Consider the following 24466-nt stretch of genomic DNA (forward strand, 5'->3'; position numbering starts at 1 on the left):
CGTATAAAATAAAAAATGAAAATTATCTTTCTGGGAGGATTTATTAATAATGAAAAAAACAGTAATCGCATCAACTTTAGCAGTAGGATTAGGCGTAACAGGAGCAGCAGCAGGAAATTCAGCTGACGCTTCAGAACAAAACGTAGACCAAGCACAATTAGCGCAACAAGCTCAATCAAATCCAGAGCAATTAAATGAAGCACCTGTTCAAGATGGTTCATATGACATAGACTTTAATCATAACGGTACAGACTATAGCTTCGAATCAGATGGTACAAACTTTAGCTGGAGCTTTGGTGGAGGATCAACTGAAGGTTCAACTGAGGCACCTGCTCAACAAGAAGCACCAGCTGAACAAGCAGCTGAACCAGCACAACAATCAGAACCAGCTGAACAAGCGGCTGAACCAGCTCAACAAGAAGCTCCAAAAACTGAAACAACTCAACAACCACAACAAGAATCTACTTCAAAAGAATCTAGCTCAAGTGAAGCTTCAAGTGGTTCATCAGTAAATGTTAACTCTCATTTACAAACAATTGCTCAACGTGAATCAGGTGGCGACATTACAGCTATCAATGCTTCATCAGGTGCAGCAGGTAAATACCAATTCCTACAAAGCACTTGGGATTCAGTAGCTCCAGCAGCATACCAAGGTGTATCTCCAGCAGAAGCACCTGAATCAGTACAAGATGCAGCAGCAGTTGAACTTTACAACACTGCAGGCGCTTCACAATGGGTTACTGCATAATTTAAACAGTAATTAATTATTTTAAATAAAGTATTCAAAACCTGCTTCTATAATATAGAGGCAGGTTTTTTGATTTAATAAATAATTTGAGATAAATAAAACAAGCACGATTTAGATAATAATCTAGATCGTGCTTGTTTTTGTTATTAAAATATTTCCGAGGAAATGCAAGTGTAGTATGAATGCAATGCAAGTATTACAAATAACGTGACCAGATGCCTTCGCTTGGGATCGATTCTACAGATATAATTTCATCTTTAGTCGGATGTTTTACGCTAAGGTGCGATGCCCATAAAGCAATTTGTTGACCAGGTTTATTAATATGTTGTCCATATTTTTGGTCTCCATATAATGGTAGGTTTTGATTCGCAAATTGCACTCTAATTTGATGTGAGCGTCCAGTTCGTAATTGTACTTCGACTAAACTTTTCTTTTCAGCATTATGAATCATCTTATAGTCTAAGATGGCTTGCTTTGCTTCTTTTTTTCTTGAATCTACCACATGTACGATGTTTTTATTCCGATCTTTCCAGAGATAATCTTTAAGTTCACCTTGTTTTTTTGCAGGTGCACCATGAACAACCGCTAAATATGTTCTATCAAAGTTTTGTTTTCTTAGTTCATTTGATAAACGAGATGCAGCTTTAGATGTTTTGGCAAAAACCATAGCACCACCGACTGGTCTGTCGAGACGATGTACTAAACCAAGGTAAACCTTTCCTGGTTTATTATATTTTTCTTTAATGTAATCTTTTAATACAGATAATAAATCTTCATCTTTTGAGTCATCAGCCTGTACTGGTATATTAATAGGTTTTTCGACCATAAGTAAATGATTATCCTCATAAAGGACATTGATCAACATTGAACTCCTCCAAATCGATATAATACTTTACATAGTTAGTACGCAATATTAAAAAATAATTAAAAATATATCAACATAGTATATTATCATATTGTAGAATAAATTCAATGACATAAATATATTGTAAGAATAAAAAATAAAGTATTTAAAATAACGTGAAATAAAAATAAAATGAAGTAAAAAGTAACTGTATACTATTGGTGTAAAGATACACCGTTGTCACACTAATTACATAGAGATTACATAGAGGTAAAGCCAAGTATTCTATTTATGAACTATCATGAGAGGATTTTGGTTGAATTTTCTGGAAATTATTAAGATTTTTAGTGTAATGAGAGTGTAAAAAGTCGATTGTTTTTTTAACTTCACTGTAACCCACAAGCTATTTATAGATGTTACAGTAGGTCTTGTAAATTAATTGAGGAAAGTAAATCGTCTTAGCGATGATTGAAATTACGAATTAATTTTAAAACTATAAAATGGAAATTATCTCTTAGGAGGATTATTAATAATGAAAAAAACAGTAATTGCATCAACTTTAGCAGTAGGGTTAGGCGTAACAGGAGCAGCAGCAGGAAATTCAGCTGACGCTTCAGAACAAAACGTAGACCAAGCACAATTAGCGCAACAAGCTCAATCAAACTCTGAACAATTAAATCAAGCACCCGTACAAGAGGGTTCATATAATCATAACTTTACTCAAGATGGCGTAAATTATAACTTCCAATCAGATGGTACAAACTTTACTTGGAGCTATGGTGAAGGTTCAAATGGTTCATCAGAACAAGCTTCAACTAATAGTGGTCAACAACAAGCTCAACCACAACAAGAGCAAGCACAACAAGCAACTGCTGAGCAACCAACTGAACAATCAGCTCCACAAACTGAAGAAACTCAACAACCACAACAAGAAGCAGCTTCAACTCAATCTTCAGAAAGTTCAAATGAGTCAAGCTCAAGTGAAGCTTCAAGTGGTTCATCAGTAGAAGTTAATGATCACTTAAAAGGAATTGCTGAACGTGAATCAGGTGGCGACCTTAAAGCTGTTAACCCTTCATCAGGTGCAGCAGGTAAATACCAATTCTTACAAAGTACTTGGGATTCAGTAGCACCTGAAGAATACCAAGGTCAATCACCAACTGAAGCTCCAGAATCAGTACAAGATCAAGCAGCAATGGATCTTTACGAATCTGAAGGTGCTTCACAATGGGTTACTGCATAACATAAGCAGTAATGTCTAATTAAAATTAAATATAGTTAAGTGAATAAACTAATCCCTGTTTCTACACATGTAGAGGCAGGGATTTTTATATGTAAGTAAATTTATTTTAAAAGTTGATTAACGAATGGGTGTAAGGGAATAATATGATATTATGAAAAAACTTTTAGCACATTTAATCGTAGCTTTGACGTTAGCAATTATATTATTTTTGACTACTTTATTATTCGATTTATTTAAATCGATGCACTTAACGGCATTATTACTGAATATAGATTTTTTAATAGATGACAATGCTTCAAATGTTATTTTGGAATTTTTAATTCATGTAGGTATTACAATTTCACTTTATGCTTCACTCTATTTTATTTATAAAAAGTGGGGGAATTATTATTATATGGCATTAATTTGTGCCATGATTTCATTTTTAGCACTGTATCCATTATTAATTTATATGGCAGTTAGCCCAATTTTTCAATTTCAATACACGGGTTATATCTGTTGGACTATTGCACATGTAATATTTTTAGTTTGCACGCATAAAGGAATTAAATTTATGGAGAGCAAGCTTTAAAATTCATGATTTTGTTAAAAAGTTATCATAGTAAAAGTGAAAATGCAGTTTATAATTATTATGTAACTATATTAATTACTCTTTAAAGGAGGGGTTTTTAATTAAAAATATAGAATTAGTATTATTTGATTTAGATAATACTTTATTTCCTTTCAATGATTTATGGTTAGTTGCGAATAAACAAATTTTCAATCATTCATCATATGCAGAAGATATTGCATATGATGAATTCCTGAAAATTTATACTTATTACGATAAAAAATTTTGGTTGGAATATAGTCGTGGAGAGATAACTTTAGATGAACTTAGGCAACTACGATTAATTGAAAGCTTAAAATATTTTAAGAAAAATATTACAACGAAAGAAGCTCATGAATATTTCTTAGCATTTTTTGACATTATTATTCAACATATTAAACCTAATATAATATTAAATGATCACCTTAATGAATTAAAAACATGGGTGAATATAGGTATATTAACTAACGGGAAAAATTTAGAACAAACGACTAAGATAGCGCGTTTAGAATTAAATAAGATTTTTGAAAATAATATATTTATATCAGAAGATATTGGAAGTGAAAAGCCTGATAGTGCTGCTTTTTTAAAAGTGACTCATATGCTAAATATCAAACCTGAGCATACAATATATGTAGGAGATTCTTGGGAAAATGATGTTTCTGGTTCACTTAATGTAGGCATGAAACCAATTTGGTTTAATGGTGACAAAAACATAAATGACAAAAATATAGAAGTTATTAATAGTAGTAGTGAAGGATTAGTAGAAAGTTTGATAACACGAGTAAAACGATAAATAAAACACTGTTATGCATCATGCATAACAGTGTTTTATATTATTTATTGGCTTACAAGGTTTTTGAAGTTTTCCAAGCGTGCTGCTTTTTCTTCTTCGCTAATGTCATGTTTTTTTACATAACGGTTATTTTCGTGAGTTGCACATTCGTGTGTACAAGCACCTAAATAACGTTCTTCATTTTCTTCAGAAACAAGAATTTGTTTGTTACATTCTGGATTGCTACAGTTGATATAACGTTCGCATGGCGTACCATCGAACCATTCTTTGCCCACAACTGTTTTATCTACTTGGTTAACTTCTACACTAATACGTTCATCAAAGACATACATTTTACCGTCCCATAATTCACCTTTCACTTCCGGATCTTTACCGTAAGTAGCAATGCCGCCTTCAAGTTGACCAACATCCTCAAAGCCTTCTTTTAATAAGTAACCAGAGAATTTTTCACAGCGGATACCGCCAGTGCAATAAGTGACAATTTTTTTGTCCATGAATTGCTCTTTATTTTCTTTAATCCAATCAGGTAGGTCTCTAAATCTCGTGATATCAGGGCGAACTGAACCACGGAAATGACCTAAATCGTATTCGTAATCATTTCTTGCATCAATGACTACAGTATCATCAGCTAATAAAGCTTCTCTAAATTCTTGTGGTGATAAGTAATTTCCTGTTAATTCTCTTGGGTCAACGTCATCTTCTAAATCTAGTGCAACAATTTCTTCTCTTGGACGTACATGCATTTTTTTGAAAGCATGTCCTTCAGCTTCATCAACTTTAAAAGTAATCCCTTTAAATCTTTCATCTGATTTCAACTGTTCCATATATTTATCAGTAGCTTCGACTGTTCCAGATACAGTACCATTGATACCTTCTGTAGATACTAAAATACGACCCTTAAGTTCTAAATCCTTACAAAATTCTAAATGCTCCGTGGCAAAAGTTTCGGGGTCATCAAGTGTTGTATATTTATAATACAATAATACTCTATAATCCATAATTCGATTCTCCTCTAATCTATTCTTTTCATTATTATTAATATAAAATTTATGGTTGAAGTGGTTGGTTGTATTGAAGCAGTGTGATGCTTCATTTATAATTTACTTACTCATTATTTCGAGTAAAAGAACAAAATTCTCCTTATTGCATTATAACAAAAAAAGGATAATATTCAATTTATTAATTTAAATTAGTGCAATATTTTTATTATATATGAAAAGTACATTCTAAGAAATAGAAAAGTAAATATGCTCTTCTCAAAGCCGTCACTTTAAAAGTGATTACCATGAAAAGAGCATAGGTGTATAGCATTTATTTTATACTTCTTAAAATTTAGAAGTAGCTATGATGAACTTATTTCTTTTTGTTTGTGCAAACAAGTGCAGCCACTAAGCCAATTGTACTTATAGCAAAAATGATGTTCATAATTGCTAAAGTTTCGATGATTACGACGTCTTTGCCTAATCTTTCAAAGGCATTTTGCTGCATTTCTTTTTCAGAGCTTAAATCGCTTTGTGATCTTGAAGGTTTTTCTTCGATATCTTCTAACATTCTTTCTTCAACTTTAGGCATGTAATTCCTCCTTGTGTACTACTTTAATGTTTTCCCTTTTGACAAAAAATCAATCATATACCTTTGAAAGCGCTAAACTATAAGTAATTGCAAATAGATGTGGTTATTACTATACTGAATTGATAATTGTTAGTAGAAAAAGGAGAGATGTAAATGGAAACGGTATACTTGGCAGGCGGATGTCTATGGGGTGTACAAGCCTTTGTTAAAACTTTACCTGGCGTCGCAGATACAGAAGGCGGTAGGGCAAACGGTATTACAGATACACTCGATGGAGAATATGATGGTTATGTAGAAGTCATTAAGACAACATTTGATCCAGAAAAAGTAACAGTTACAGACTTAATGGGATACCTATTTGAAATTATTGATCCTTATAGTGTAAACAAGCAAGGTGAAGATGTTGGCTTAAGATATAGAACAGGATTATACAGCGAAGACGCCAAGCATTTAAAAGAGGCGCAAGCGTTTATAGACGCAATTGAAGACCATCATCTGATTGCAACAGAAGTATTACCACTGACAAATTACGTGAAAAGTGCAGAAGAAAATCAAGATAGACTAACAAGATTCCCTGATGATTACTGTCATCTTCCTAAAGCACTTGTAAATAAATATAAATAAATGAACAAGGCGGCTCTCAGAATAATGAGAACCGCCTTTATTTATGTGCAATGATTATGAACTATCTGATGATGCATAAAATAAGTAGTATATCTTTAAGCTTTCAATACATCTTGTTCTAATGGAATTGATTTTTGAGCGCCTTCAACTTGGACTGTAAGCGAAGCTGCTTTATTTGCGTAAGTAATACTTTCTTCTATATTAAAGTCTGTCATATTGAGACGACTTGCTAGTGCACCGATAAAAGTATCACCTGCTGCTGTTGTATCAACTGCTTTCACTTTAAACGAAGGTATTAAACCAGCAGAATTTGCTGTTGCGTAATAAGTCCCTTGCTCGCCAAGTGTGATAATGACAACTTTCATACCTAAAGATAAAAAGTATTCTGCGTTTTGATGCATTGATGAACGATCTGTAACTGGGATACCACTTAATAATTCTGCTTCTGTTTCGTTTGGCAGAATAATATCAGTTAAAGTAAGTAAATCCTTAGACAATTCACTTGCTGGAGCTGGATTTAAAATGGTAGTGACATTGTTTTCACGAGCAATTTTAAAAGCACTAATAATCGCAGGTACAGGCACTTCAAGTTGAGCAATAATGTAATCTGCTTCTGCAATCGCATCAGCTGCTTTATTTACATCTGTGTCATTTAATTCCATATTTGCGCCACCATAAACTAAAATTGTATTCTGTCCATTAGCATCAATTGTTATGAATGCTTGACCTGTTTGAGCAGTATCTGTTGTCATGATGTAGTCTGTATTCATATGCGCTTGTTCAAAATCTTCTAACATGAAATCTGCATCGCCTTCAGTTCCAATCTTAGAAATAAAAGTTGTTTGGGCATTTGAGCGTGCAGTTGCAAGTGCTTGATTTGCGCCTTTACCGCCACCATAAATTTTTTGAGCATTTTGAAGATGTAACGTTTCTCCCGGTTTAACAAAACGATCTACGTTTAAAATTTTATCTACATTGGTAGAACCAATAATTACAACTTTATTTGTCATAGTATATTCTCCTTTTTTCTTTAAAATGTCACGTTAGATTCAAGTGCAATATTTGAAAATGGTGTCGTTTCCCCTGTACGAATATTAGCTTTTGTTAGTGAATGATTTAAATTTTGTTTCATTTCTTCGTGTGGAATAAATGAAATTTCTACATTGTCACCAATTAATGATTTGATTTGTTTAAGTTGGTCAGCGTTTTGCGTTTTAATTTCTTCTGCAAGAAATATTTTTTGAACTTCAACTTCGGATAACACGTTTTCTAAAACATCGATAAAGCGTGGTAAATCTTTAGTAATCGCTAAATCAATTCGACGTTCGTCATTTGGAATCGGCATGCCCGCATCATTAATTGTTATTACATCAAAATGCCCCAATGTTGCAATTGCATGTGATACATGACTATTTAATACCTTTGTTTTTTTCATAATTAAATCTCCCATCTTATACTTTATTTAATAAATACTGTAACTGCTGCTGCTATTAATATGATTACAAGTCCAATAATAGTAACGATAAGTTCTTTTGGTGTTTTTCTCTGATTCAAGAAATAAATACCTGTTAACGTCGCTAACACTACTGATGTTTGTGACAGTATAAATCCTGTCGCTAAACCATTCATATCTGACTGTGCAGAAATTAAGTATGTTAATGCACCAAATGCAAAGAATAATCCTGAAATAATTTGTTTCCAGCTGACTTTCTCTAAGAAAGCATTGCCTTGTTTCATATTCATAAATGCATAAATGACTGCAGCAAGCACCATACCCATTGCTTGTGGTAAGAATGCTTCCATGCCACTGATATTAGTTGCTTGAGGTGCTGCAGAGTAGGCCCAATAACCTATTTCACCTATAAGTAGTAAAATAACTGCATTTCTTAATTTCTTATTATGCTGTTGTCCTGATTTTTCACTCCAAACTGTCATATATGCACCAATGAGCACAACAAGTAGGGCAGCGAATCCGATAATTTTATTTGTTACTCCTGGCCAATCACCTAATGCGAAAACGCCCCACAGAGATGCACCTAAAAGTTGAAATGCGGTTGTGATTGGCATAGCTCTAGAAGAACCGACTAGACCAAATGCTTTAAAAGTAATAATTTGTCCAAAGCCCCAACCAACACCTGAGATCAATGAAAATATAAGATTCATTCCTGTTGGGAAATCGATACCTTGAATGAATGCGAAACATAATGCGAAAATCAACGTTCCTACTGTTGCACCAAATATTTGGTTAACTGGTCGACCACCAAATTTAGATGCGATGGTAGGGAATAGCCCCCAACCCAGTAATGGTCCAAGTCCAATTAAAATTGCTATAATATCCATAAGACACCTCTATATATATTTATGTAGTGATAATTTTTAGGTAAAACGATTTAGTAAAACGTTTTACTACGTCATAGTAACATCAATTTCTATTTTTGTACACGCTTTCATTCGTGCAAAAAAATATAAGACCTAAATGATAAACTGAAAATTGATTACTGCTAACTCGAATTAAGCATCAATGACATATCATTTGGTCTTATATTATGTGTGTTTTATTTTTTAAAATATTGCGTTGTTTCTCTAATAATTAACTCATTATGTAAAGCAACATTATGTAAAGTTGCATCATTTTGTATTAGCTTATGCGTAATTAAAGCTAATGCTGACTCGCCTATTTCTTTAATCGGTTGTGCAACTGTTGTAAGGGAAGGAACAAGATACTTTGCAATATCTATATCATCAAACCCAATTACTGAAATATCGTGTGGCACGCGAACCCCTTTATCAGCGAGACCACGCATAATACCAATAGCCATCTCATCATTCGTTGCAAAAATAGCACTGGATTTGGATTTTATAATGTCATCGATGACTGCAAATCCACCTTCTTTATTTAAAGGGGTTTCGATAATTATAGGCGATGGTATCTCATGCATTTCACAATATTTGATGAAACCATCTGTTCTTGCTTTCATATTACTCGTTAAATTATAAGGTTGAATGATTGAAATGTGCGTGTGGCCGTAATCAATAAGATGTGCGGCTGCAAGTTCACCACCATTGCGTTCATTTGTTTTTACGATATCTGTAAATCCATGGTCATCACTTTGATCTAGTACGATATAGGGAATATTATGATTTAATAAATATTGATTTAAACGAGACGGGTTCTTAATCATCTGCGCAATAATCAGACCATCCATGCCTCGTTCGACAAGATGCATAATACCTTCTTCGATTTTATCTTCCTTTGTGGTTAAGAAGAATAGATCGACATCATCTGGTTTATGATCATCCATAGTTTGCATCATCGTGGAAAAGAATGGATTAGTTAAATTTGGTAATAGCACACCGATTAATTTTGTATTGCTACCACGTAATTGTTGCGCATTTTTATTAGGGAAGTAGCCTAATCGCTCTTTAGCAGCAATGACTTTGTTTACTGTTTCCTCTGAAAAACGGTTACTTTTTTTATTTAAAATTTGCGAGACCGTAGTCAAAGACACGTCTGCTGCTTTAGCTACATCTTTGATAGAAACTTTTTTCATCCAAGTTCACTCCTTATACAATCTATCCATTTAATATAATAAGTAATATTTTTATTAATTATAGCGTACCATGTACAAAGTAAAATGTATCAATTTCTTATTAATAAAATGAAAACGTTTTATATTTTGAGAGGAATTTTTCAAAAAGTGAAGAAAAGATAGGAGTGAGGCAGAGCGTGTAGTAAAATATTTTTACAGACAAGTTGGAATAAAGGTGGCTAATCTCATTGAAAATGGGGCGATGCCTATGGTTTTGGTCTCTACTCCAAGAAAGGATAGAAAATGACTGATTATGAAATCATAATGGTTGTGTTAACAATCATTGGACTCATATTAGTTTGTAATAGCCAAAAAAAATAACGTTCCAACTTTAGGCAGATAAATGTTGGGACGTTGTTTTCACTTTGTCTAGCCACCGTCTTTTTAACGGGTCTGTGAGGGAGGTATGTTAGCGCATATCTCCTTCTTAATTTTAATATAACAACGGTTAATTCATAAGTCAAAAGATTTTATTATATTTTTAAAAGCTTACATAGAGACGTTTTAAGACTTCATTAGAATTATTCATATAGGGATAGTTAAATTTTTCAAAAAGTGAAGAAAAGATAGGAGTGAAGCAGTTCATGTAGTAAAATATTTTTACAGACAAGTTGGAATAAAGGTGGCTAATCTCATAAAAAATGGGGTGATGCCTATGATTTTGGTCTCTCCTCCTAGAAAGGATAGAAGATGACTGATTATGAAATCATAATGGTTGTGTTAACAATCATTGGACTCATATTAGTTTGTAATAGCCAAAAAAAATAACCTTCCAACTTTGGACAAGTTAAGGTTATTTTAACCAAAAGCCACCGTCTTTTTAACGGGTCTGTGAGGGAGGTATGTTCACGCATATCTCCTTCTTAATTTTAATATAACAACAGTTAATTCATAAGTCAAAAGATTTTAGTGAGTGACGTTTCAATGGTGTTACAGTAGTTTTTAAAGAGAGAATGTAGTATAAAATACGACGTTTAAATAAGTACGTAAATGCTTAAGATTATGTGATGAATTTAGCGTTGAAATTCAATTTTTCTTAAAATTTGATTCATTGAATAAATATGACGTATGCTATAATATGCGGTATTAAGACAAATTGGTGAGACTAGGAGATTTTCGATTATGAATAAGCCAAAATATCAAATTGTAGCGGACGAAATTAAAGAAAAAATAATTAACAAAAGCTATCAAGTTGGAATGCTCTTACCTACAGAAAAGCAATTTCAGGATAGATATAATTTAAGTCGCTATACAATCAGACAAGCAATGGATTTATTAGTCAAAGAAGGATACATTAAAAAGAAAAAAGGTTCTGGATCATATGTGAGTTACAATTACTTAAATACAAATCAGAACAATGAAACTAAAAAAATAGGCGTAATCGTGACTTACTTATCGGATTATATTTTCCCGAGTATTATTCGAGGCATTGAGAATGTATTAAAAAAACATGGCTATTCTTTAATATTAGCAAGTACGAATAATAATCATGAGGAAGAACGTAAATGTTTAGAGATGATGCTGAATCAAGGTGTGACGGGACTTATTATAGAACCTACTAAGAGTAATGTCTATAACCCGAACTTGTCCTATTATTCATTATTCAAACAGCGAGATATTCCGATTTTAATGATTAATGCTAAGTATGATGAGTTGAATTTACCTTATATCGCAATCGATGATGTGAAATCTGGCTATTTAGCAACAAAATATTTAATAGATCAAGGACATGAAAATATTGCTTTAATCACAAAAATAGACGATAACCAAGGTAAATTAAGAATGAAGGGTTATTTTAATGCTTTTGAAAGTAATCATATTCTTTTTAAAGGTGAACATATTTATACATTCGATACCGAAAGTAAGCCACAAGTCATCGAACAAATTGTTCAGCATGTTTGTGATAAAAAGATTAATATCACTGGCTTAGTTTGTTATAACGATGAAATTGCTTACGAGGTTATCCAAAGATTGAAACAGCGAAACGTGCAGATACCAAGCGATTTATCTGTGGTTGGCGAAGATAACTCAGTACTAAGTAAATTGAGTGAGATGGATTTGACTACAACGTCACATCCCCAAGAATTACTTGGTAGAAAAGCAGCAGAATGGATGATTAACGCGATAGATACAGAAAAAAACCAAACGTCACAACTTATCGATACATATATTATCGAACGTAATTCTGTAAAAAAAATATAAAAGCAGGCTCAAATCAATCACGCTATTGGTTTGAGTCTTTTTATTCCTAGAAACATGTACGGACACAAAATAATAAATGTTGACATGTACGGACAAATATTATAAAGTATACTTGAAAACGGTTTCAATAGGAGTGTTGGAAATGGATGGTTTGAAGAAAGCATTAAGTAGTGAAGATATATCGATTGGTATTGAACTTGGTTCTACAAGAATTAAAACCGTAGCAATTGATCAGCATTTGAATACAGTAGCATCTGGACATTTTGAATGGGAAAACCAATTCGTAGATGGATATTGGACATATTCAATTAATGATATCTGGGTCGGTTTACAGAAAAGTTATAATGCAATGACAACAGAAATGAAAGAAAAACATAATTTAACATTAAAACAAGTGAAGTCGATTGGTATCAGCGGTATGATGCATGGTTATCTAGCGTTTGATCATAATGAAGATTTACTTGTACCATTTAGAACTTGGAGAAATGGTAATACAGCAAAGGCAGCTACGTTACTTAGCGAAGCGTTTCAATTTAATATTCCAGAACGTTGGAGTATTGCGCATGTATATCAAGCCATATTAGATAAAGAAGCCCATGTGAATCAAATTGAATATTTAACAACGTTAGCTGGATATGTACATTGGTACTTAACTGGTGAAAAAGTTGTCGGTATTGGCGAGGCTTCAGGCATGTTCCCAATAGATGTTAACAACAAAACGTATAGGTCAGATTTATTAAATAAAGCCAATGACTTATTTGAAAGTAAAGGATTTGCAAAGTCAGTAGAAACTATATTACCTGAAATTAAATTGGCAGGTGAAAATGGTGGTCGTCTTACAAGTGATGGTGCAACATTATTAGATCCTTCAGGAAATCTTGAAGCTGGTAGCGTGATGTGCCCTCCAGAAGGTGATGCTGGTACTGGTATGGTAGCAACGAATACAGTAGCGCAGAATACAGGTAATATATCAGCCGGTACTAGTGCGTTTGCAATGGTTGTATTATCTGATGCATTAAAAGGTATGTACCCGGAAATTGATGTAGTAACAACGCCCGATGGTAGTGAAGTAGCAATGATTCACACCAATAACTGTACTTCTGATATTAATGATTGGATGAACATATTTGGCGAAGTATTAAGTGTCATGGGTGTTGATTTTTCATCAGATGAGTTGTACGGACAAATATTCGGGCGTTCATTGGAAAGTGATGACAACATTGGTGGCTTACTTTCATACAACTATGTTTCAGGCGAAAACATCACAGACGTAGAGACAGGTTATCCATTATTTGTACGTGAACCAAACTATAATTTCAATTTAGCTAATTTTATGAAAATGCATTTATATAGTGCGTTCAGTACTTTAAAAATTGGAATGGATTTATTGAAAAATAATGAATCGATTAACATAGATAAATTAATAGCACATGGCGGTATTTTTAAAACGAAAGGTGTCGCACAGCAAGTATTATCATCAGCACTTGAAAATAAAATTACCGTAATGGATACGGCAAGTGAAGGTGGCGCGTGGGGTGTCAGTGTTTTAGCTTACTATAGCGCACAAGAATCTCAACAACCTTTAGCTACATTTTTAAATGAAGTTGTATTTTTAAACACAGAAGAAGTAACTGTGGAACCAGCAGAACAAGAAGTGATTAACTTTAATAACTATGTAGAAAAAGTTAAAAAAGGTTTACCTATAGAACAATCGATAGTTAAGTATTTAGGAGGCAAATAACATGTTAGAAGCGTTAAAAGCTGAAGTTTATAAAGCAAATTTAGAGTTGCCAAACCGAGGATTGATTAAATATACATGGGGTAACGTGAGTGCCTTTGATGCAGAATCACAATTATTTGTTATAAAGCCGAGTGGCGTAGATTACGATGTCATGAAACCAGAAGATATGGTGGTTTGTAATTTAGATTGTGAAGTGGTTGAAGGAGATTTAAAACCTTCTTCAGACATGCCAACGCATGCTGTCCTTTATAAAGAATTTGGTGATATTGGCAGTGTCGTACATACGCATTCACCATGGGCAACAACGTGGGCGCAATCAGGATTAAACGTGCCAGCTATGGGAACAACACATGCTGATACATTCTACGGCGAAATTCCGTGTGCTAGATTTTTAACGACTGAAGAAATCAATAAAGATTATGAGTATGAAACAGGCAATGTCATTGTTGAAACATTTAAAGAAAAAAATATTAACCCACATGAAGTACCTGCAGTATTATTGCATGGTCATGCACCATTTATTTGGGGAGATAATTGCGAAAAAGCTGTTATGAACGCAGTAGTGTTAGAAGAAGTATGTAAGATGAATATCTTCACAAGACAATTAAATCCATTCGCTGAAACATTACCTAAAGCAGTACTTGATAAACACTTTGAAAGAAAACACGGCGCTAATGCCTATTACGGACAAAACTAAGGAGGAAATAAAATGGCTACAACAAAAAAATTCTGGTTTGTGATTGGATCACAAGAACTCTATGGTGACGATGCACTCGCACAAGTTAAACAAAATGCACAAAATATTACGGACGAATTAAACGCGCAGGCACAATTACCGTTTGAAATTGAATTACAAACGAAATTAGCAATTTCTGCAGATGTTATTACAGATATTATGAAAGAAGCGAATTATCGTGATGATATTTTAGGCGTGATTACATGGATGCATACATTTTCACCAGCGAAAATGTGGATTAGAGGTACTAAATTATTACAAAAACCATTGTTACATTTAGCAACTCAATACAACAATGATATTTCATGGGAAAACATTGATATGGATTATATGAATTTACATCAATCAGCGCATGGAGATAGAGAATACGGTTATATTAACCGCCGTCTTAATAAGAAAAATGAAATCATTTTTGGACATTGGAAAGATGAAAGTGTACAAAAACAATTAAGCGAATGGATGGTTGTAGCCAATGCTTATAATGAAAGCTTTAACTTAAAAGTTGCAAGATTTGGTGACAACATGCGTAATGTAGCTGTTACTGAAGGGGATAAAATCGAAGCACAAATCCAATACGGTTGGACTGTAGATTATTTTGGTATAGGTGATTTAGTAGAATATGTGAATCAAGTAACAGATTCTGAAGTAGATCAATTATTTAAATCATATGAAGATTTATATGACTTTGATTACAGAGCGTACAGTGAAGACGCATTTAATGCTTCTGTTAAAGAACAAATCAAATATGAAATTGCGATTAAACGCTTTTTAGATGACGGTGGATATACTGCTTTCACTTCTAACTTTGAAGATTTACATGGCATGAAACAATTACCAGGTTTAGCAGTACAAAGACTTAACGAACAAGGTTACGGCTTTGCAGGTGAAGGCGATTGGAAGACTGCTGCTTTAGACCGCTTACTTAAAATTGCTGCAGAAAATGAAGCAACAGGGTTCATGGAAGATTACACGTACGACTTAAGAAGTCATCAATCACATATTCTAGGCGCACATATGTTGGAAGTTGATCCAACACTAGCAGATAAGAAACCTAAAATCGTTGTAAATCCCCTAGGTATAGGTGGTAAAGAAGATCCAGCAAGATTAGTATTCGATGGAAAAGCAGGCGACGGCGTAGTTGTCACAATGATGGATCTTGGCACACACTTCAAGTTTATTGTGAATGAAATTACTGCTAAACAATTAGATGAACCTGCACCTAACTTACCAGTAGCTAGAGTGTTATGGGATGTTAAACCATCATTAGAACAAGGCGTGAAACGTTGGATTGAAGAAGGCGGCGGTCATCACACAGTACTGTCACTTAAATTGAATACATCGCAAATAGAAATATTATTAAACATGTTTGATTCAGAATATACATTAATAAATTAAATTACAGTAGATTTGTCGTTAATCAAATGACGTAATGTAAGGCATATTTTGTTTTAAAAAAGGGTGAATGGGATGAAAATAAACAGTAAAGTTTCGAATCGCTTTATCTATTTCTTCGGCGCTTTTGGTGGGATACTTTTTGGTTATGACATAGGTGTTATGACCGGAGCGTTACCATTTTTAAGAGAAGACTGGAATATTAATAGTGGATTTATAATTGGCTTAATTACTTCGTCAGTAATGCTAGGCGCAATATTTGGTGGTATTTTAGCAGGTAAATTATCTGATACGCTTGGTAGAAGGAAAATGATTTTAATTTCTGCAATCATTTTCGTAATTGGTTCTGTTTTGTCAGGTATCGCACCACATGATGGTAGTTATTTCTTAATTATATCAAGGGTAATTCTGGGATTAGCAGTTGGTGCTGCATCAGCATTAGTACCAGCTTACATGTCAGAAATGGCTCCTGCCAAGTACCGTGGCCAATTGTCTGGTATGAACCAAACAATGATTGTATCTGGGATGTTGTTATCATACATCGTAGACTATTTCTTAAGAGGTTTACCTGTTGAAATGGGTTGGAGATTAATGTTAGGAGCAGCAGCAGTTCCGCCAATCATTTTATTCTGGGGCGTATTAAAATTACCAGAGTCTCCAAGATTTTTAATTAAAAATAATAAATTTAAAGAAGCTAAAATGGTCTTAAGCAACCTTAGAAATAACCAAAATGTAGATAAAGAATTTGAAGAAATAAACAAGACAATTCAAATAGAAAGTAAGAATAAAGTAAACCAATCATTAGCAACATTATTTAGTGGCAAATATAAATATTTAGTTATCGCTGGATTGGGTGTAGCTGCGTTTCAACAATTCCAAGGGGCAAATGCAATATTCTATTATATTCCATTAATTGTTGAACAAGCTACTGGTAGCTCAGCAAGTACAGCTTTAATGTGGCCAATTATTCAAGGTGTAATTTTAGTATTAGGATCATTACTCTTCATTTGGATAGCGGATAAATTTAACAGAAGAACATTGCTTATGTTGGGTGGTACTGTGATGGGATTATCCTTCATATTACCGGCAATCATCCATTTGTTCTTACCAAATGCGAATCCGATACTCATCGTGGTATTTTTAAGTATCTATGTAGCATTCTATTCATTTACATGGGCACCATTAACATGGGTGATCGTAGGAGAAATCTTCCCGTTAGCAATTAGAGGATTTGCTTCTGGTGCTGCATCTTCATTAAATTGGATTGGTTCTTTCTTAGTTGGATTACTATTCCCAATTATGACAGTGTATTTCCCTCAACAAATCGTATTTGCGATATTCGGCATTATTTGTATACTCGGCGTACTATTTGTGAAAAAATTCGTTCCAGAATCTAGAGGACGCACACTAGAAGAAATCGAAGCAATCGGTGCTACACATGCGTCAAACAATGAAAAAGCACAAGCACAAACTGAAAAAGTATAGTTAAAATATTACTTTGAGGCTGAGACATATATTTATGTCTCAGCCATTTTTTTATTTTCAAAAATTACAAATGTTTAGAAGTTGAATTTAAGACCCTCTCTAAAAATATCACACGTGATTTTAGAGAAGGTCCTTTTTGTGAGGAAAATGACTTTATTTTAAGAAACCTAAAACAAAGTCTACACCGCTAGCTAATGCACTTGCAATGCTTGTACCCATAGTTACCCAATCATGAGCGATACCTGCTTGGATGGCATTATTTAGTGCTTCTATGATTGCTGACATATAAAACACCCCTTTCCAAGTATTTAAAATTAAAACAAAGTTTTAATTTATCAACTACAATATAAAATATTTCACTGTTAATTTGCACGAAATTGCCTAACTAGAGGATTTTTATGCCCAAGTGTAATATTACTTATTTTATTGGATTTGTAAGAATTAGGTATTTCCTTTGGTTTTTATAATTTTTTATTGAACAGCACTTTAAATAGCCGAGGAATATAGAGGGGGATTTAAGTGATTTAAACCCTTCTATACAATTTAGATACTGCTGTGAACTGCATAGAAGGGTTATTAATAGAATTTGATGATTTATTGATGAATTATAATTTTTCAATATGACCTTGTATTACAGAAGCCAGACCTGTATGTTTTGTCCCTTCGTAGCGGTATGTTTCACGCTTTTTTAGCATATGAATTTTAATAGTGTGTTGAGATAAGTAATGCTTAATTTCGTCTATTTCATAAAGCATTGACTTATCTTTAGGACCGCCTGTACGATATTCTAGTTGTTCTATTGAGTAAAATTCAAAATAACTGTGACCGTTTTTGACTAATGATTGAATAAGATTATTAAACATAGCTTGTTTGCCCTCGGCAGGGACATGACCAAAAATATTAATACTATAATCAAATGTTGATTGAGTTGTTAGGTCAGGTTGTGTGATGTCACCATAATTTGCTTTTATATTAACACCGGTCTCTTGTGCTAGCTTATATTGTTTATCGATACCTACTTTAGACATATCATATGTTGTGACATCGTAACCAAGTTGTGCAAGATAGATCGCGTTTCGGCCTTCACCTTCTGCGAATAATACTATATTTTCATTGTTTGTAGTGTTAGTTTGAAAAATATTTTTCACAAACTCGTTTGCTTCCTCGCCATAGATATAATTGTCTGAGTCGAATTTTTCATCCCAATGATTCATTATAAGCCTCCTTTTAAATTAAGTTAGATTATCAGTTGCATAATTGCGATAATAATTAAAATACTCACAATCCATTTTTGTACAAAGCTTGGCACTTTATTGCCTACTTTTAAACCTAATGGCGCAAAAAGAATGCTCCCAATAATTAAAAATAGTGCATCTGTCATAGGTATATAACCTTGCATAAACTTTATAACGAAAGCGCCTATTGAAGACATAAAAGCAATGACAATACTATTAGCGACAACAGTATTCATTGGTAATTTAAATACTACGAGTAGTATAGGAATAATAATAAAGGCGCCACCTGCACCGACTATACCTGAAATAATACCGATTATAACTCCATTACTTATGAGTAAAGGACCGTTAAATTGAGAAGTTTGTGAAGAAGACTTCACTTTAATAAACATCAGTATTAGCGCTAGTACAGCGATTATAATATATATACCGTTTATAAATGCAGCATTAAATAAATTTGCTAGGAGCGCACCAAAAATACTTCCTACAATCATACCCCCGCCCATATAAATTACAAGTTGTAGAGAAAATTGAGGTTTTTTTCTGGCTTTTATTGAACCACTCAATGTACTAAAGAAAACCTGACTTGAAGTAAGGCCTGATGCGATATATACACTATATGCAGGGGCACCAAATAATGGTGGTAATAATAGGATAGCTGGGTAAATAATAATTGCGCCTCCAATACCTACGAACCCAGCGATAAATCCCCCAAATATTCCAATAAATAACATAATAGTTATTGTGAGAATATCCATTATTTACTTTTCACTAATAATTCAATGGCTTCGTTAATTAATTCTTGCGAATCTTCATTATTTTCATCTGCTTCTCTTACACACTCAATTAAATTTTCACTAATAATGACGCCCATTAATCGTTGGATAGAACTTTTAGATGCACTAAGTTGAGTAATGACATCTTTACAATGCTTTTCATCTTCCATCATTTTAATGACACCATTTAACTGACCTTGTACTCGTTTTATGCGGTTAACCATTTTTTTATCGTAATCCATAATTTTCCCTCCATATTAAAACTAATTACCTACATACTAAGTGAATAAATTAAAAGTGTCAAATAGGGTATGGGGTATTTGACAATAGTGTATACAGACTTTATGATACCCCTGTAGGTATTTTTAGGAGGGTGAATATGAAAAAATATAACAAAAAACATATCAATGATTTAAGTGAATCAGAATTAGCAAGATTAGCTTCTGGGGGCCAACTGATTGATGTTAGAACAGAAGAAGAATATGAATTAGGGCATATCAACGGTTCCATACTACATCCTGTAGATAACATTGAAACATTTAATTATGAAAAAAATAAAACTTACTATATACACTGTAAAAGTGGAAATCGCAGTGCTAAAGTGAGCGAATATTTATCTGAGCAAGGCTATGATGTAGTTAATTTAGAAGGTGGTTATCAAGCTTATGTACAGAACAATGTGAGTGAAGGTGACGCAGTAGTAGAAAGAGATATTAAGTCAGACCGTAAACAATTTAATTACAGTAATCTTCAATGTCCAGGGCCTATAGTTAATATCAGTAAAGAAGTGAAAAATATTCAAGAAGGTGACCAAATGGAGGTTACTGTTACAGATCCAGGCTTCTCTAGTGATATTAAAAGTTGGGTGAAACAAACAGGTCATACCTTGGTTAATTTAAATGAAGATGGGCATGAGATTAAAGCTATTATCCAAAAAGAACAACCCAAAACTATGGAAGTTAGGCATACAACTAAAGGCACTACAATTGTATTGTTTAGTGGAGAGTTAGATAAAGCAGTGGCAGCGATGATTATCGCTAATGGTGCTAAAGCTGCTGGCAGAGATGTTACTATCTTCTTTACTTTCTGGGGACTTAATGCCTTGAAAAAGGAAAAAACTTCAAAAGTGCGTAAACAAGGTATTGCGAAAATGTTTGATTTGATGTTGCCAAAGTCTCCTTTAAAAATGCCACTTTCTAAAATGAACATGTTTGGATTGGGTAATGTGATGATGCGTTATGTAATGAAAAAGAAAAATGTTGATTCACTACCATCACTTATCACCCAAGCGATAGATCAAGATATCAAACTGATTGCATGTACGATGAGTATGGATGTTATGGGCATTAAAAAAGAAGAGTTGAGAGATGAAGTTGCATATGGCGGCGTAGGTACGTATATCGGCGACACTGAAAACGCGAGTCATAATTTATTTATTTAGTAAGAGTGTAACGTTTAAAAAGGAGGATTTATTATGTATTTCAAACAATTTTATAATGAACAATTATCGCAAGCTTCTTATTTAGTAGGATGTCAACGTACAGGTGAAGCAATAGTGATAGATCCGATACGCGATTTAGCAGAATATATAGAAGTAGCAGATAGTGAAGGGTTTACGATTACACATGCCGCAGAAACACATATACACGCTGACTTTGCTTCAGGTATTCGTGATGTCGCAGAGCGTTTAAACGCAGTAATTTATGTATCTGGAGAAGGTGATAACCAATTAAGTTATCAAAATATGCCAGACCAAACACATTACGTTAAACACCAAAATCAAATTAAAGTAGGTCACATTAAATTAAAAGTGTTACACACGCCAGGTCATACCCCGAAGAGTATTAGTTTTTTATTAACTGACGAAGGTGGGGGGAGCCAAGTACCTATGGGGTTATTTAGCGGTGACTTTATATTTGTTGGTGATATCGGTAGACCTGACTTATTAGAAAAAGCAGTTCAAATGGAAGGTTCTACTGAAGTTAGTGCGGAACAAATGTATCACTCTATTGAGACTATTAAAGAGTTACCTGACTCTATTCAAATATGGCCGGGACATGGGGCAGGCAGTCCTTGTGGTAAGTCACTAGGTGCGGTGCCAATGTCTACCTTAGGTTATGAAAAAATAAACAATTGGGCGTTTAATGAAACGAATAAACTAACGTTCATTGAGACATTAACGTCAAATCAACCCGCGCCACCACATCACTTTGCACAAATGAAAAAAATCAATCAGTTTGGGATGAACTTATATCATTCATATAACGTTTATCCTAGTTTGAATAAAGATAATTTAGCAATTGATTTACGTACTAAAGAAGCCTTTCATGGTGGACATACTAAAGGTACAATCAATATCCCTTACAATAAGAACTTTATTAACCAAATCGGGTGGTATTTAAATTATAATCAACCCATTGATTTAATAGGTGACAAAGAAATTGTAGAAGAAGCGGTACACACACTACAATTAATAGGATTCGATTATGTTAGCGGATACCGTTTGCTACAGAGTTTAACGATGACAGCATCTATTCATAGAACTGATATAACTGGCAAAGAACAACACATATTAGATGTGCGTACTGAAGAAGAATGGCAGAATGGACATCTATCACAAGCGATTCATATTCCACATGGCAAATTGATGATTGAAGATATACCATTTAATAAAGAAGATAAAATATATGTTCACTGTCAATCAGGTGTAAGAAGTTCTATAGCAGTAGGGATATTAGAAGATAAAGGTTTTAATCATATCGTTAATGTAAGAGAAGGCTATCTAGCTTTTAGTGAATCAGTGAAATCAAAGTAGTAATATTGTATGTTTAATTAAAAAATAAATTAGCAAAAAGTGTATTTATGATTCAACTGTGCCGCACGCCCATATTATGGAAGTACGGCACAGTTTTTTAGTGCTAAATTGATTTTACAAATGAGAGGTATATACTCGTTTTATAAACAATAATATACATGGGAGAGGGAACTCTATGGCTGACCTTGTAGCAAAGTTAACAAACGCAGTAAAATATTATGATCAAAAGAAAGTCTTAGATGGCATTAATATAGAATTAACTGAGGGAGAAATTTTAGGATTGATTGGTCCTAGTGGTTCAGGAAAAACTACGACAATAAAATGTTTAATGGGTATGGAAAGTTTAGATGAAGGACAGGCTCAAATTTTCAATAAACAAATACCAAATCGTAAAGTACTGAATGAAGTAGGCTATATGGGGCAAAGTGATGCGTTATATGAGTCATTAACAGCTCGAGAAAATTTAGTGTTTTTCGGTAATTTGATGGGGTTAAAAGGTAAGAAATTAGAAGAAGCAATTGCTGAAAATACAAAAATAGTAAATTTAGAACCTGAATTAGGAAAGGTCGTTTCTCATTTTTCAGGTGGTATGAAACGTAGACTTTCTTTGGCTATAACACTGTTAGCTAATCCCAACCTTATTATTTTAGATGAGCCTACGGTTGGTATTGATCCTAAACTCAGAAAAGATGTTTGGAAGCAATTGAATGGTTTAGCAAATGAGGGTAAATCGGTGATTGTTACAACCCATGTTATGGGAGAGGCGGAACGTTGTGATTATATAGGCTTAATTGTTGAAGGGAAACTATTTACGATTGGAACCCCTCAAGAATTAAAAGATAAATTTGACGCTGATTCTATAGAAGAAGTGTTTATAAAAGCAGAAGCGGAGGTGCGATAATGAGATTTAAGGCGATTTTCATCAGAGTTATTAAAGAATTATTACGAGATAAAAGAACGTTAGCTTTAATGTTATTTGCACCTATTTTGGTTTTAACACTGATGTATTTTATATTTGATACTAATAATGAAACAAATATAAAAATAGGTATGAATGCTTCAGTACCAGATGAAATTGTGAACGCTTTGCCCTCAGATAAAGTAGATATTGAAAAATATGATGCGTGTAGCTCAATTAAAGATACAATTGTGGATTCAGAGTTGGATGCATATATTGAACAAAAAGGGTCTAATCTAGAAGTCACTTATAAAAATGAAGATCCAAGTCTTACAGGGTCAACGAAACAATTGTTAGCGAGTGCAATCCAAAAGACTAAGATGCAGGATATGACTAAAATTGTTGAAAAGATACCGGACAATATGAAACAAAGCAATGGACAAGAGACAGAGTCATTGAGCGTAGATAGTCACTATCTTTATGGTGATGCTGATAGTACATTTTTTGATAAAATATTTCCAATTCTCATTGGTTTCTTTGTCTTTTTCTTTGTATTCTTAGTTTCTGGTATAGCACTTTTAAGAGAACGTACGAGAGGGACTTTAGAACGTGTACTTGCAACGTCTGTTAAAAGAAGTGAAATTGTCTTTGGTTATTTAGCAGGTTATGGTTTGTTTGCGGTATTACAAACATTAATTATTGTATTTTATTCCATATACTTACTGAAAGTTGAGGTTGTAGGAAGTATATGGTGGGTATTATTAATTAATATACTTATTGCATTATCTGCTTTAGCTATAGGTTTGTTTGTTTCAACTTTTGCAAATTCAGAATTTCAAATGGTTCAATTTATACCGTTAGTTGTTATACCTCAAGTCTTTTTCTCTGGACTTATCCCTTTAGATAGCATTGCTAATTGGGTTAGTGCTATTGGCTATGTATTTCCGTTAAGATATGCCGGTGATGCTCTGACCAATGTAATGATTAAGGGACAGGGATTTGAATTTATTTGGTTCGATATTGTTATACTGTTGCTATTTATTTTGATATTTACAATACTAAATATCATTGGACTTAAACGTTACAGAAAAGTATAAAGAATGATATTGAAATTTTATACACATTAAGATAAAAATCTAAAAACACTTTCGTGTAAATTCATATGTTATGGATGCTTACG

25 protein-coding genes are annotated in these 24466 nt (G+C 33.5%); 14 read left to right on the top strand and 11 right to left on the bottom strand.

Annotated features, from left to right (window positions below):
- Positions 1 to 49: 49 nt before the first annotated feature.
- Positions 50 to 748 (top strand): transglycosylase family protein, encoded by a 699-nt coding sequence (locus ACP3TL_RS12605; RefSeq protein ID WP_069832560.1) that lies wholly within the window; start codon positions 50 to 52, stop codon positions 746 to 748.
- A gap of 196 nt (positions 749 to 944) precedes the next feature.
- Here the strand turns inward: ACP3TL_RS12605 and ACP3TL_RS12610 are convergent, their stop codons facing one another.
- Complete coding sequence (locus tag ACP3TL_RS12610) at positions 945 to 1613, bottom strand: RluA family pseudouridine synthase (RefSeq protein ID WP_069818075.1); 669 nt, start codon at positions 1611 to 1613, stop codon at positions 945 to 947.
- A 511-nt stretch (positions 1614 to 2124) separates the two neighbouring features.
- Here ACP3TL_RS12610 and ACP3TL_RS12615 point away from each other — a divergent pair.
- The 3 genes from ACP3TL_RS12615 (at position 2125) to ACP3TL_RS12625 (ending at position 4220) form a co-directional block, all read left to right on the top strand.
- Positions 2125 to 2835, top strand: coding sequence for a transglycosylase family protein (locus tag ACP3TL_RS12615; protein ID WP_277575685.1), 711 nt, complete (start codon positions 2125 to 2127; stop codon positions 2833 to 2835).
- A 151-nt stretch (positions 2836 to 2986) separates the two neighbouring features.
- A complete protein-coding gene (locus ACP3TL_RS12620; protein WP_069832765.1) occupies positions 2987 to 3406 on the top strand; it encodes a hypothetical protein in 420 nt (139 codons plus the stop codon).
- 109 nt (positions 3407 to 3515) lie between these two features.
- Positions 3516 to 4220 (top strand): HAD family hydrolase, encoded by a 705-nt coding sequence (locus tag ACP3TL_RS12625; protein WP_285325986.1) that lies wholly within the window; start codon positions 3516 to 3518, stop codon positions 4218 to 4220.
- A 44-nt stretch (positions 4221 to 4264) separates the two neighbouring features.
- On the opposite strand, the gene trhO is transcribed toward ACP3TL_RS12625, so the two are convergent.
- Complete coding sequence (gene trhO / locus ACP3TL_RS12630; protein ID WP_069818078.1) at positions 4265 to 5218, bottom strand: oxygen-dependent tRNA uridine(34) hydroxylase TrhO; 954 nt, start codon at positions 5216 to 5218, stop codon at positions 4265 to 4267.
- A gap of 355 nt (positions 5219 to 5573) precedes the next feature.
- Complete coding sequence (locus ACP3TL_RS12635; protein WP_069818079.1) at positions 5574 to 5792, bottom strand: hypothetical protein; 219 nt, start codon at positions 5790 to 5792, stop codon at positions 5574 to 5576.
- A gap of 153 nt (positions 5793 to 5945) precedes the next feature.
- Between ACP3TL_RS12635 and ACP3TL_RS12640 the strand changes: the two genes are divergently transcribed.
- A complete protein-coding gene (locus ACP3TL_RS12640; protein ID WP_069818080.1) occupies positions 5946 to 6416 on the top strand; it encodes a peptide-methionine (S)-S-oxide reductase in 471 nt (156 codons plus the stop codon).
- Between the two features lie 95 nt (positions 6417 to 6511).
- Here the strand turns inward: ACP3TL_RS12640 and rbsK are convergent, their stop codons facing one another.
- From rbsK to rbsR, 4 genes are all read right to left on the bottom strand, one after another.
- Positions 6512 to 7426 (bottom strand): ribokinase, encoded by a 915-nt coding sequence (rbsK, locus tag ACP3TL_RS12645; protein ID WP_285336814.1) that lies wholly within the window; start codon positions 7424 to 7426, stop codon positions 6512 to 6514.
- Between the two features lie 20 nt (positions 7427 to 7446).
- Positions 7447 to 7851 (bottom strand): D-ribose pyranase, encoded by a 405-nt coding sequence (gene rbsD, locus ACP3TL_RS12650; RefSeq protein ID WP_069832763.1) that lies wholly within the window; start codon positions 7849 to 7851, stop codon positions 7447 to 7449.
- A gap of 23 nt (positions 7852 to 7874) precedes the next feature.
- Complete coding sequence (gene rbsU / locus ACP3TL_RS12655; RefSeq protein ID WP_069832762.1) at positions 7875 to 8756, bottom strand: ribose/proton symporter RbsU; 882 nt, start codon at positions 8754 to 8756, stop codon at positions 7875 to 7877.
- Positions 8757 to 8971: 215 nt separating this feature from the next.
- On the bottom strand, positions 8972 to 9967 hold the full coding sequence (gene rbsR, locus ACP3TL_RS12660) for a ribose utilization transcriptional repressor RbsR (RefSeq protein ID WP_069832761.1): 996 nt from the start codon (positions 9965 to 9967) through the stop codon (positions 8972 to 8974).
- Positions 9968 to 11128: 1161 nt separating this feature from the next.
- On the opposite strand from rbsR, the gene ACP3TL_RS12665 reads away from it, so the two are divergent.
- From ACP3TL_RS12665 to ACP3TL_RS12685, 5 genes are all read left to right on the top strand, one after another.
- Positions 11129 to 12208, top strand: coding sequence for a GntR family transcriptional regulator (locus ACP3TL_RS12665; protein ID WP_069818085.1), 1080 nt, complete (start codon positions 11129 to 11131; stop codon positions 12206 to 12208).
- Between the two features lie 142 nt (positions 12209 to 12350).
- Positions 12351 to 13949, top strand: a complete 1599-nt coding sequence (locus tag ACP3TL_RS12670; protein ID WP_081325309.1) for a xylulokinase — start codon at positions 12351 to 12353, stop codon at positions 13947 to 13949.
- Between the two features lies 1 nt (position 13950).
- Entirely contained in the window at positions 13951 to 14646 is a 696-nt protein-coding gene (locus ACP3TL_RS12675; RefSeq protein ID WP_069818087.1) for an L-ribulose-5-phosphate 4-epimerase, read from the top strand.
- Between the two features lie 12 nt (positions 14647 to 14658).
- The gene (araA, locus tag ACP3TL_RS12680; protein ID WP_069832759.1) at positions 14659 to 16080 is read left to right on the top strand and encodes an L-arabinose isomerase; all 1422 of its coding nucleotides are present in this window, start codon (positions 14659 to 14661) and stop codon (positions 16078 to 16080) included.
- 72 nt (positions 16081 to 16152) lie between these two features.
- A complete protein-coding gene (locus ACP3TL_RS12685; RefSeq protein ID WP_277575684.1) occupies positions 16153 to 17562 on the top strand; it encodes a sugar porter family MFS transporter in 1410 nt (469 codons plus the stop codon).
- 153 nt (positions 17563 to 17715) lie between these two features.
- Here ACP3TL_RS12685 and ACP3TL_RS12690 read toward each other — a convergent pair whose 3' ends face one another.
- From ACP3TL_RS12690 to cstR, 4 genes are all read right to left on the bottom strand, one after another.
- A complete protein-coding gene (locus ACP3TL_RS12690) occupies positions 17716 to 17847 on the bottom strand; it encodes a beta-class phenol-soluble modulin (protein ID WP_002506432.1) in 132 nt (43 codons plus the stop codon).
- Positions 17848 to 18167: 320 nt separating this feature from the next.
- The gene (locus ACP3TL_RS12695) at positions 18168 to 18776 is read right to left on the bottom strand and encodes a class I SAM-dependent methyltransferase (RefSeq protein WP_069818090.1); all 609 of its coding nucleotides are present in this window, start codon (positions 18774 to 18776) and stop codon (positions 18168 to 18170) included.
- 23 nt (positions 18777 to 18799) lie between these two features.
- On the bottom strand, positions 18800 to 19555 hold the full coding sequence (locus tag ACP3TL_RS12700) for a sulfite exporter TauE/SafE family protein (RefSeq protein ID WP_069832757.1): 756 nt from the start codon (positions 19553 to 19555) through the stop codon (positions 18800 to 18802).
- Positions 19555 to 19815, bottom strand: a complete 261-nt coding sequence (cstR, locus tag ACP3TL_RS12705; RefSeq protein WP_002506435.1) for a persulfide-sensing transcriptional repressor CstR — start codon at positions 19813 to 19815, stop codon at positions 19555 to 19557. The genes ACP3TL_RS12700 and cstR overlap by 1 nt, the downstream gene beginning before the upstream one ends.
- Before the next feature lie 137 nt (positions 19816 to 19952).
- On the opposite strand from cstR, the gene ACP3TL_RS12710 reads away from it, so the two are divergent.
- The 4 genes from ACP3TL_RS12710 (at position 19953) to ACP3TL_RS12725 (ending at position 24383) form a co-directional block, all read left to right on the top strand.
- Positions 19953 to 21014 (top strand): DsrE/DsrF/DrsH-like family protein, encoded by a 1062-nt coding sequence (locus ACP3TL_RS12710; RefSeq protein ID WP_069832756.1) that lies wholly within the window; start codon positions 19953 to 19955, stop codon positions 21012 to 21014.
- 33 nt (positions 21015 to 21047) lie between these two features.
- A complete protein-coding gene (gene cstB / locus ACP3TL_RS12715) occupies positions 21048 to 22388 on the top strand; it encodes a persulfide dioxygenase-sulfurtransferase CstB (RefSeq protein WP_285325875.1) in 1341 nt (446 codons plus the stop codon).
- A 175-nt stretch (positions 22389 to 22563) separates the two neighbouring features.
- Positions 22564 to 23289, top strand: coding sequence for an ABC transporter ATP-binding protein (locus ACP3TL_RS12720; protein WP_069832754.1), 726 nt, complete (start codon positions 22564 to 22566; stop codon positions 23287 to 23289).
- Positions 23289 to 24383, top strand: coding sequence for an ABC transporter permease (locus ACP3TL_RS12725; RefSeq protein ID WP_069832753.1), 1095 nt, complete (start codon positions 23289 to 23291; stop codon positions 24381 to 24383). The genes ACP3TL_RS12720 and ACP3TL_RS12725 overlap by 1 nt, the downstream gene beginning before the upstream one ends.
- Positions 24384 to 24466 lie beyond the last annotated feature (83 nt).

Origin of the sequence: Staphylococcus caseorum (assembly GCF_049943195.1) — a bacterium.
GTDB classification, from domain to species: Bacteria; Bacillota; Bacilli; order Staphylococcales; family Staphylococcaceae; genus Staphylococcus; species Staphylococcus equorum_A.

Bases quoted from the DNA above. Each gene is read 5' to 3' on its own strand.
- ACP3TL_RS12605 (WP_069832560.1), top strand. From the start codon at position 50: ATGAAAAAAACAGTAATCGCATCAACTTTAGCAGTAGGATTAGGCGTA.
- ACP3TL_RS12610 (WP_069818075.1), bottom strand. From the start codon at position 1,613: ATGTTGATCAATGTCCTTTATGAGGATAATCATTTACTTATGGTCGAA.
- ACP3TL_RS12615 (WP_277575685.1), top strand. From the start codon at position 2,125: ATGAAAAAAACAGTAATTGCATCAACTTTAGCAGTAGGGTTAGGCGTA.
- ACP3TL_RS12620 (WP_069832765.1), top strand. From the start codon at position 2,987: ATGAAAAAACTTTTAGCACATTTAATCGTAGCTTTGACGTTAGCAATT.
- trhO (WP_069818078.1), bottom strand. From the start codon at position 5,218: ATGGATTATAGAGTATTATTGTATTATAAATATACAACACTTGATGAC.
- ACP3TL_RS12635 (WP_069818079.1), bottom strand. From the start codon at position 5,792: ATGCCTAAAGTTGAAGAAAGAATGTTAGAAGATATCGAAGAAAAACCT.
- ACP3TL_RS12640 (WP_069818080.1), top strand. From the start codon at position 5,946: ATGGAAACGGTATACTTGGCAGGCGGATGTCTATGGGGTGTACAAGCC.
- rbsK (WP_285336814.1), bottom strand. From the start codon at position 7,426: ATGACAAATAAAGTTGTAATTATTGGTTCTACCAATGTAGATAAAATT.
- rbsD (WP_069832763.1), bottom strand. From the start codon at position 7,851: ATGAAAAAAACAAAGGTATTAAATAGTCATGTATCACATGCAATTGCA.
- rbsU (WP_069832762.1), bottom strand. From the start codon at position 8,756: ATGGATATTATAGCAATTTTAATTGGACTTGGACCATTACTGGGTTGG.
- rbsR (WP_069832761.1), bottom strand. From the start codon at position 9,967: ATGAAAAAAGTTTCTATCAAAGATGTAGCTAAAGCAGCAGACGTGTCT.
- ACP3TL_RS12665 (WP_069818085.1), top strand. From the start codon at position 11,129: ATGAATAAGCCAAAATATCAAATTGTAGCGGACGAAATTAAAGAAAAA.
- ACP3TL_RS12670 (WP_081325309.1), top strand. From the start codon at position 12,351: ATGGATGGTTTGAAGAAAGCATTAAGTAGTGAAGATATATCGATTGGT.
- ACP3TL_RS12675 (WP_069818087.1), top strand. From the start codon at position 13,951: ATGTTAGAAGCGTTAAAAGCTGAAGTTTATAAAGCAAATTTAGAGTTG.
- araA (WP_069832759.1), top strand. From the start codon at position 14,659: ATGGCTACAACAAAAAAATTCTGGTTTGTGATTGGATCACAAGAACTC.
- ACP3TL_RS12685 (WP_277575684.1), top strand. From the start codon at position 16,153: ATGAAAATAAACAGTAAAGTTTCGAATCGCTTTATCTATTTCTTCGGC.
- ACP3TL_RS12690 (WP_002506432.1), bottom strand. From the start codon at position 17,847: ATGTCAGCAATCATAGAAGCACTAAATAATGCCATCCAAGCAGGTATC.
- ACP3TL_RS12695 (WP_069818090.1), bottom strand. From the start codon at position 18,776: ATGAATCATTGGGATGAAAAATTCGACTCAGACAATTATATCTATGGC.
- ACP3TL_RS12700 (WP_069832757.1), bottom strand. From the start codon at position 19,555: ATGGATATTCTCACAATAACTATTATGTTATTTATTGGAATATTTGGG.
- cstR (WP_002506435.1), bottom strand. From the start codon at position 19,815: ATGGATTACGATAAAAAAATGGTTAACCGCATAAAACGAGTACAAGGT.
- ACP3TL_RS12710 (WP_069832756.1), top strand. From the start codon at position 19,953: ATGAAAAAATATAACAAAAAACATATCAATGATTTAAGTGAATCAGAA.
- cstB (WP_285325875.1), top strand. From the start codon at position 21,048: ATGTATTTCAAACAATTTTATAATGAACAATTATCGCAAGCTTCTTAT.
- ACP3TL_RS12720 (WP_069832754.1), top strand. From the start codon at position 22,564: ATGGCTGACCTTGTAGCAAAGTTAACAAACGCAGTAAAATATTATGAT.
- ACP3TL_RS12725 (WP_069832753.1), top strand. From the start codon at position 23,289: ATGAGATTTAAGGCGATTTTCATCAGAGTTATTAAAGAATTATTACGA.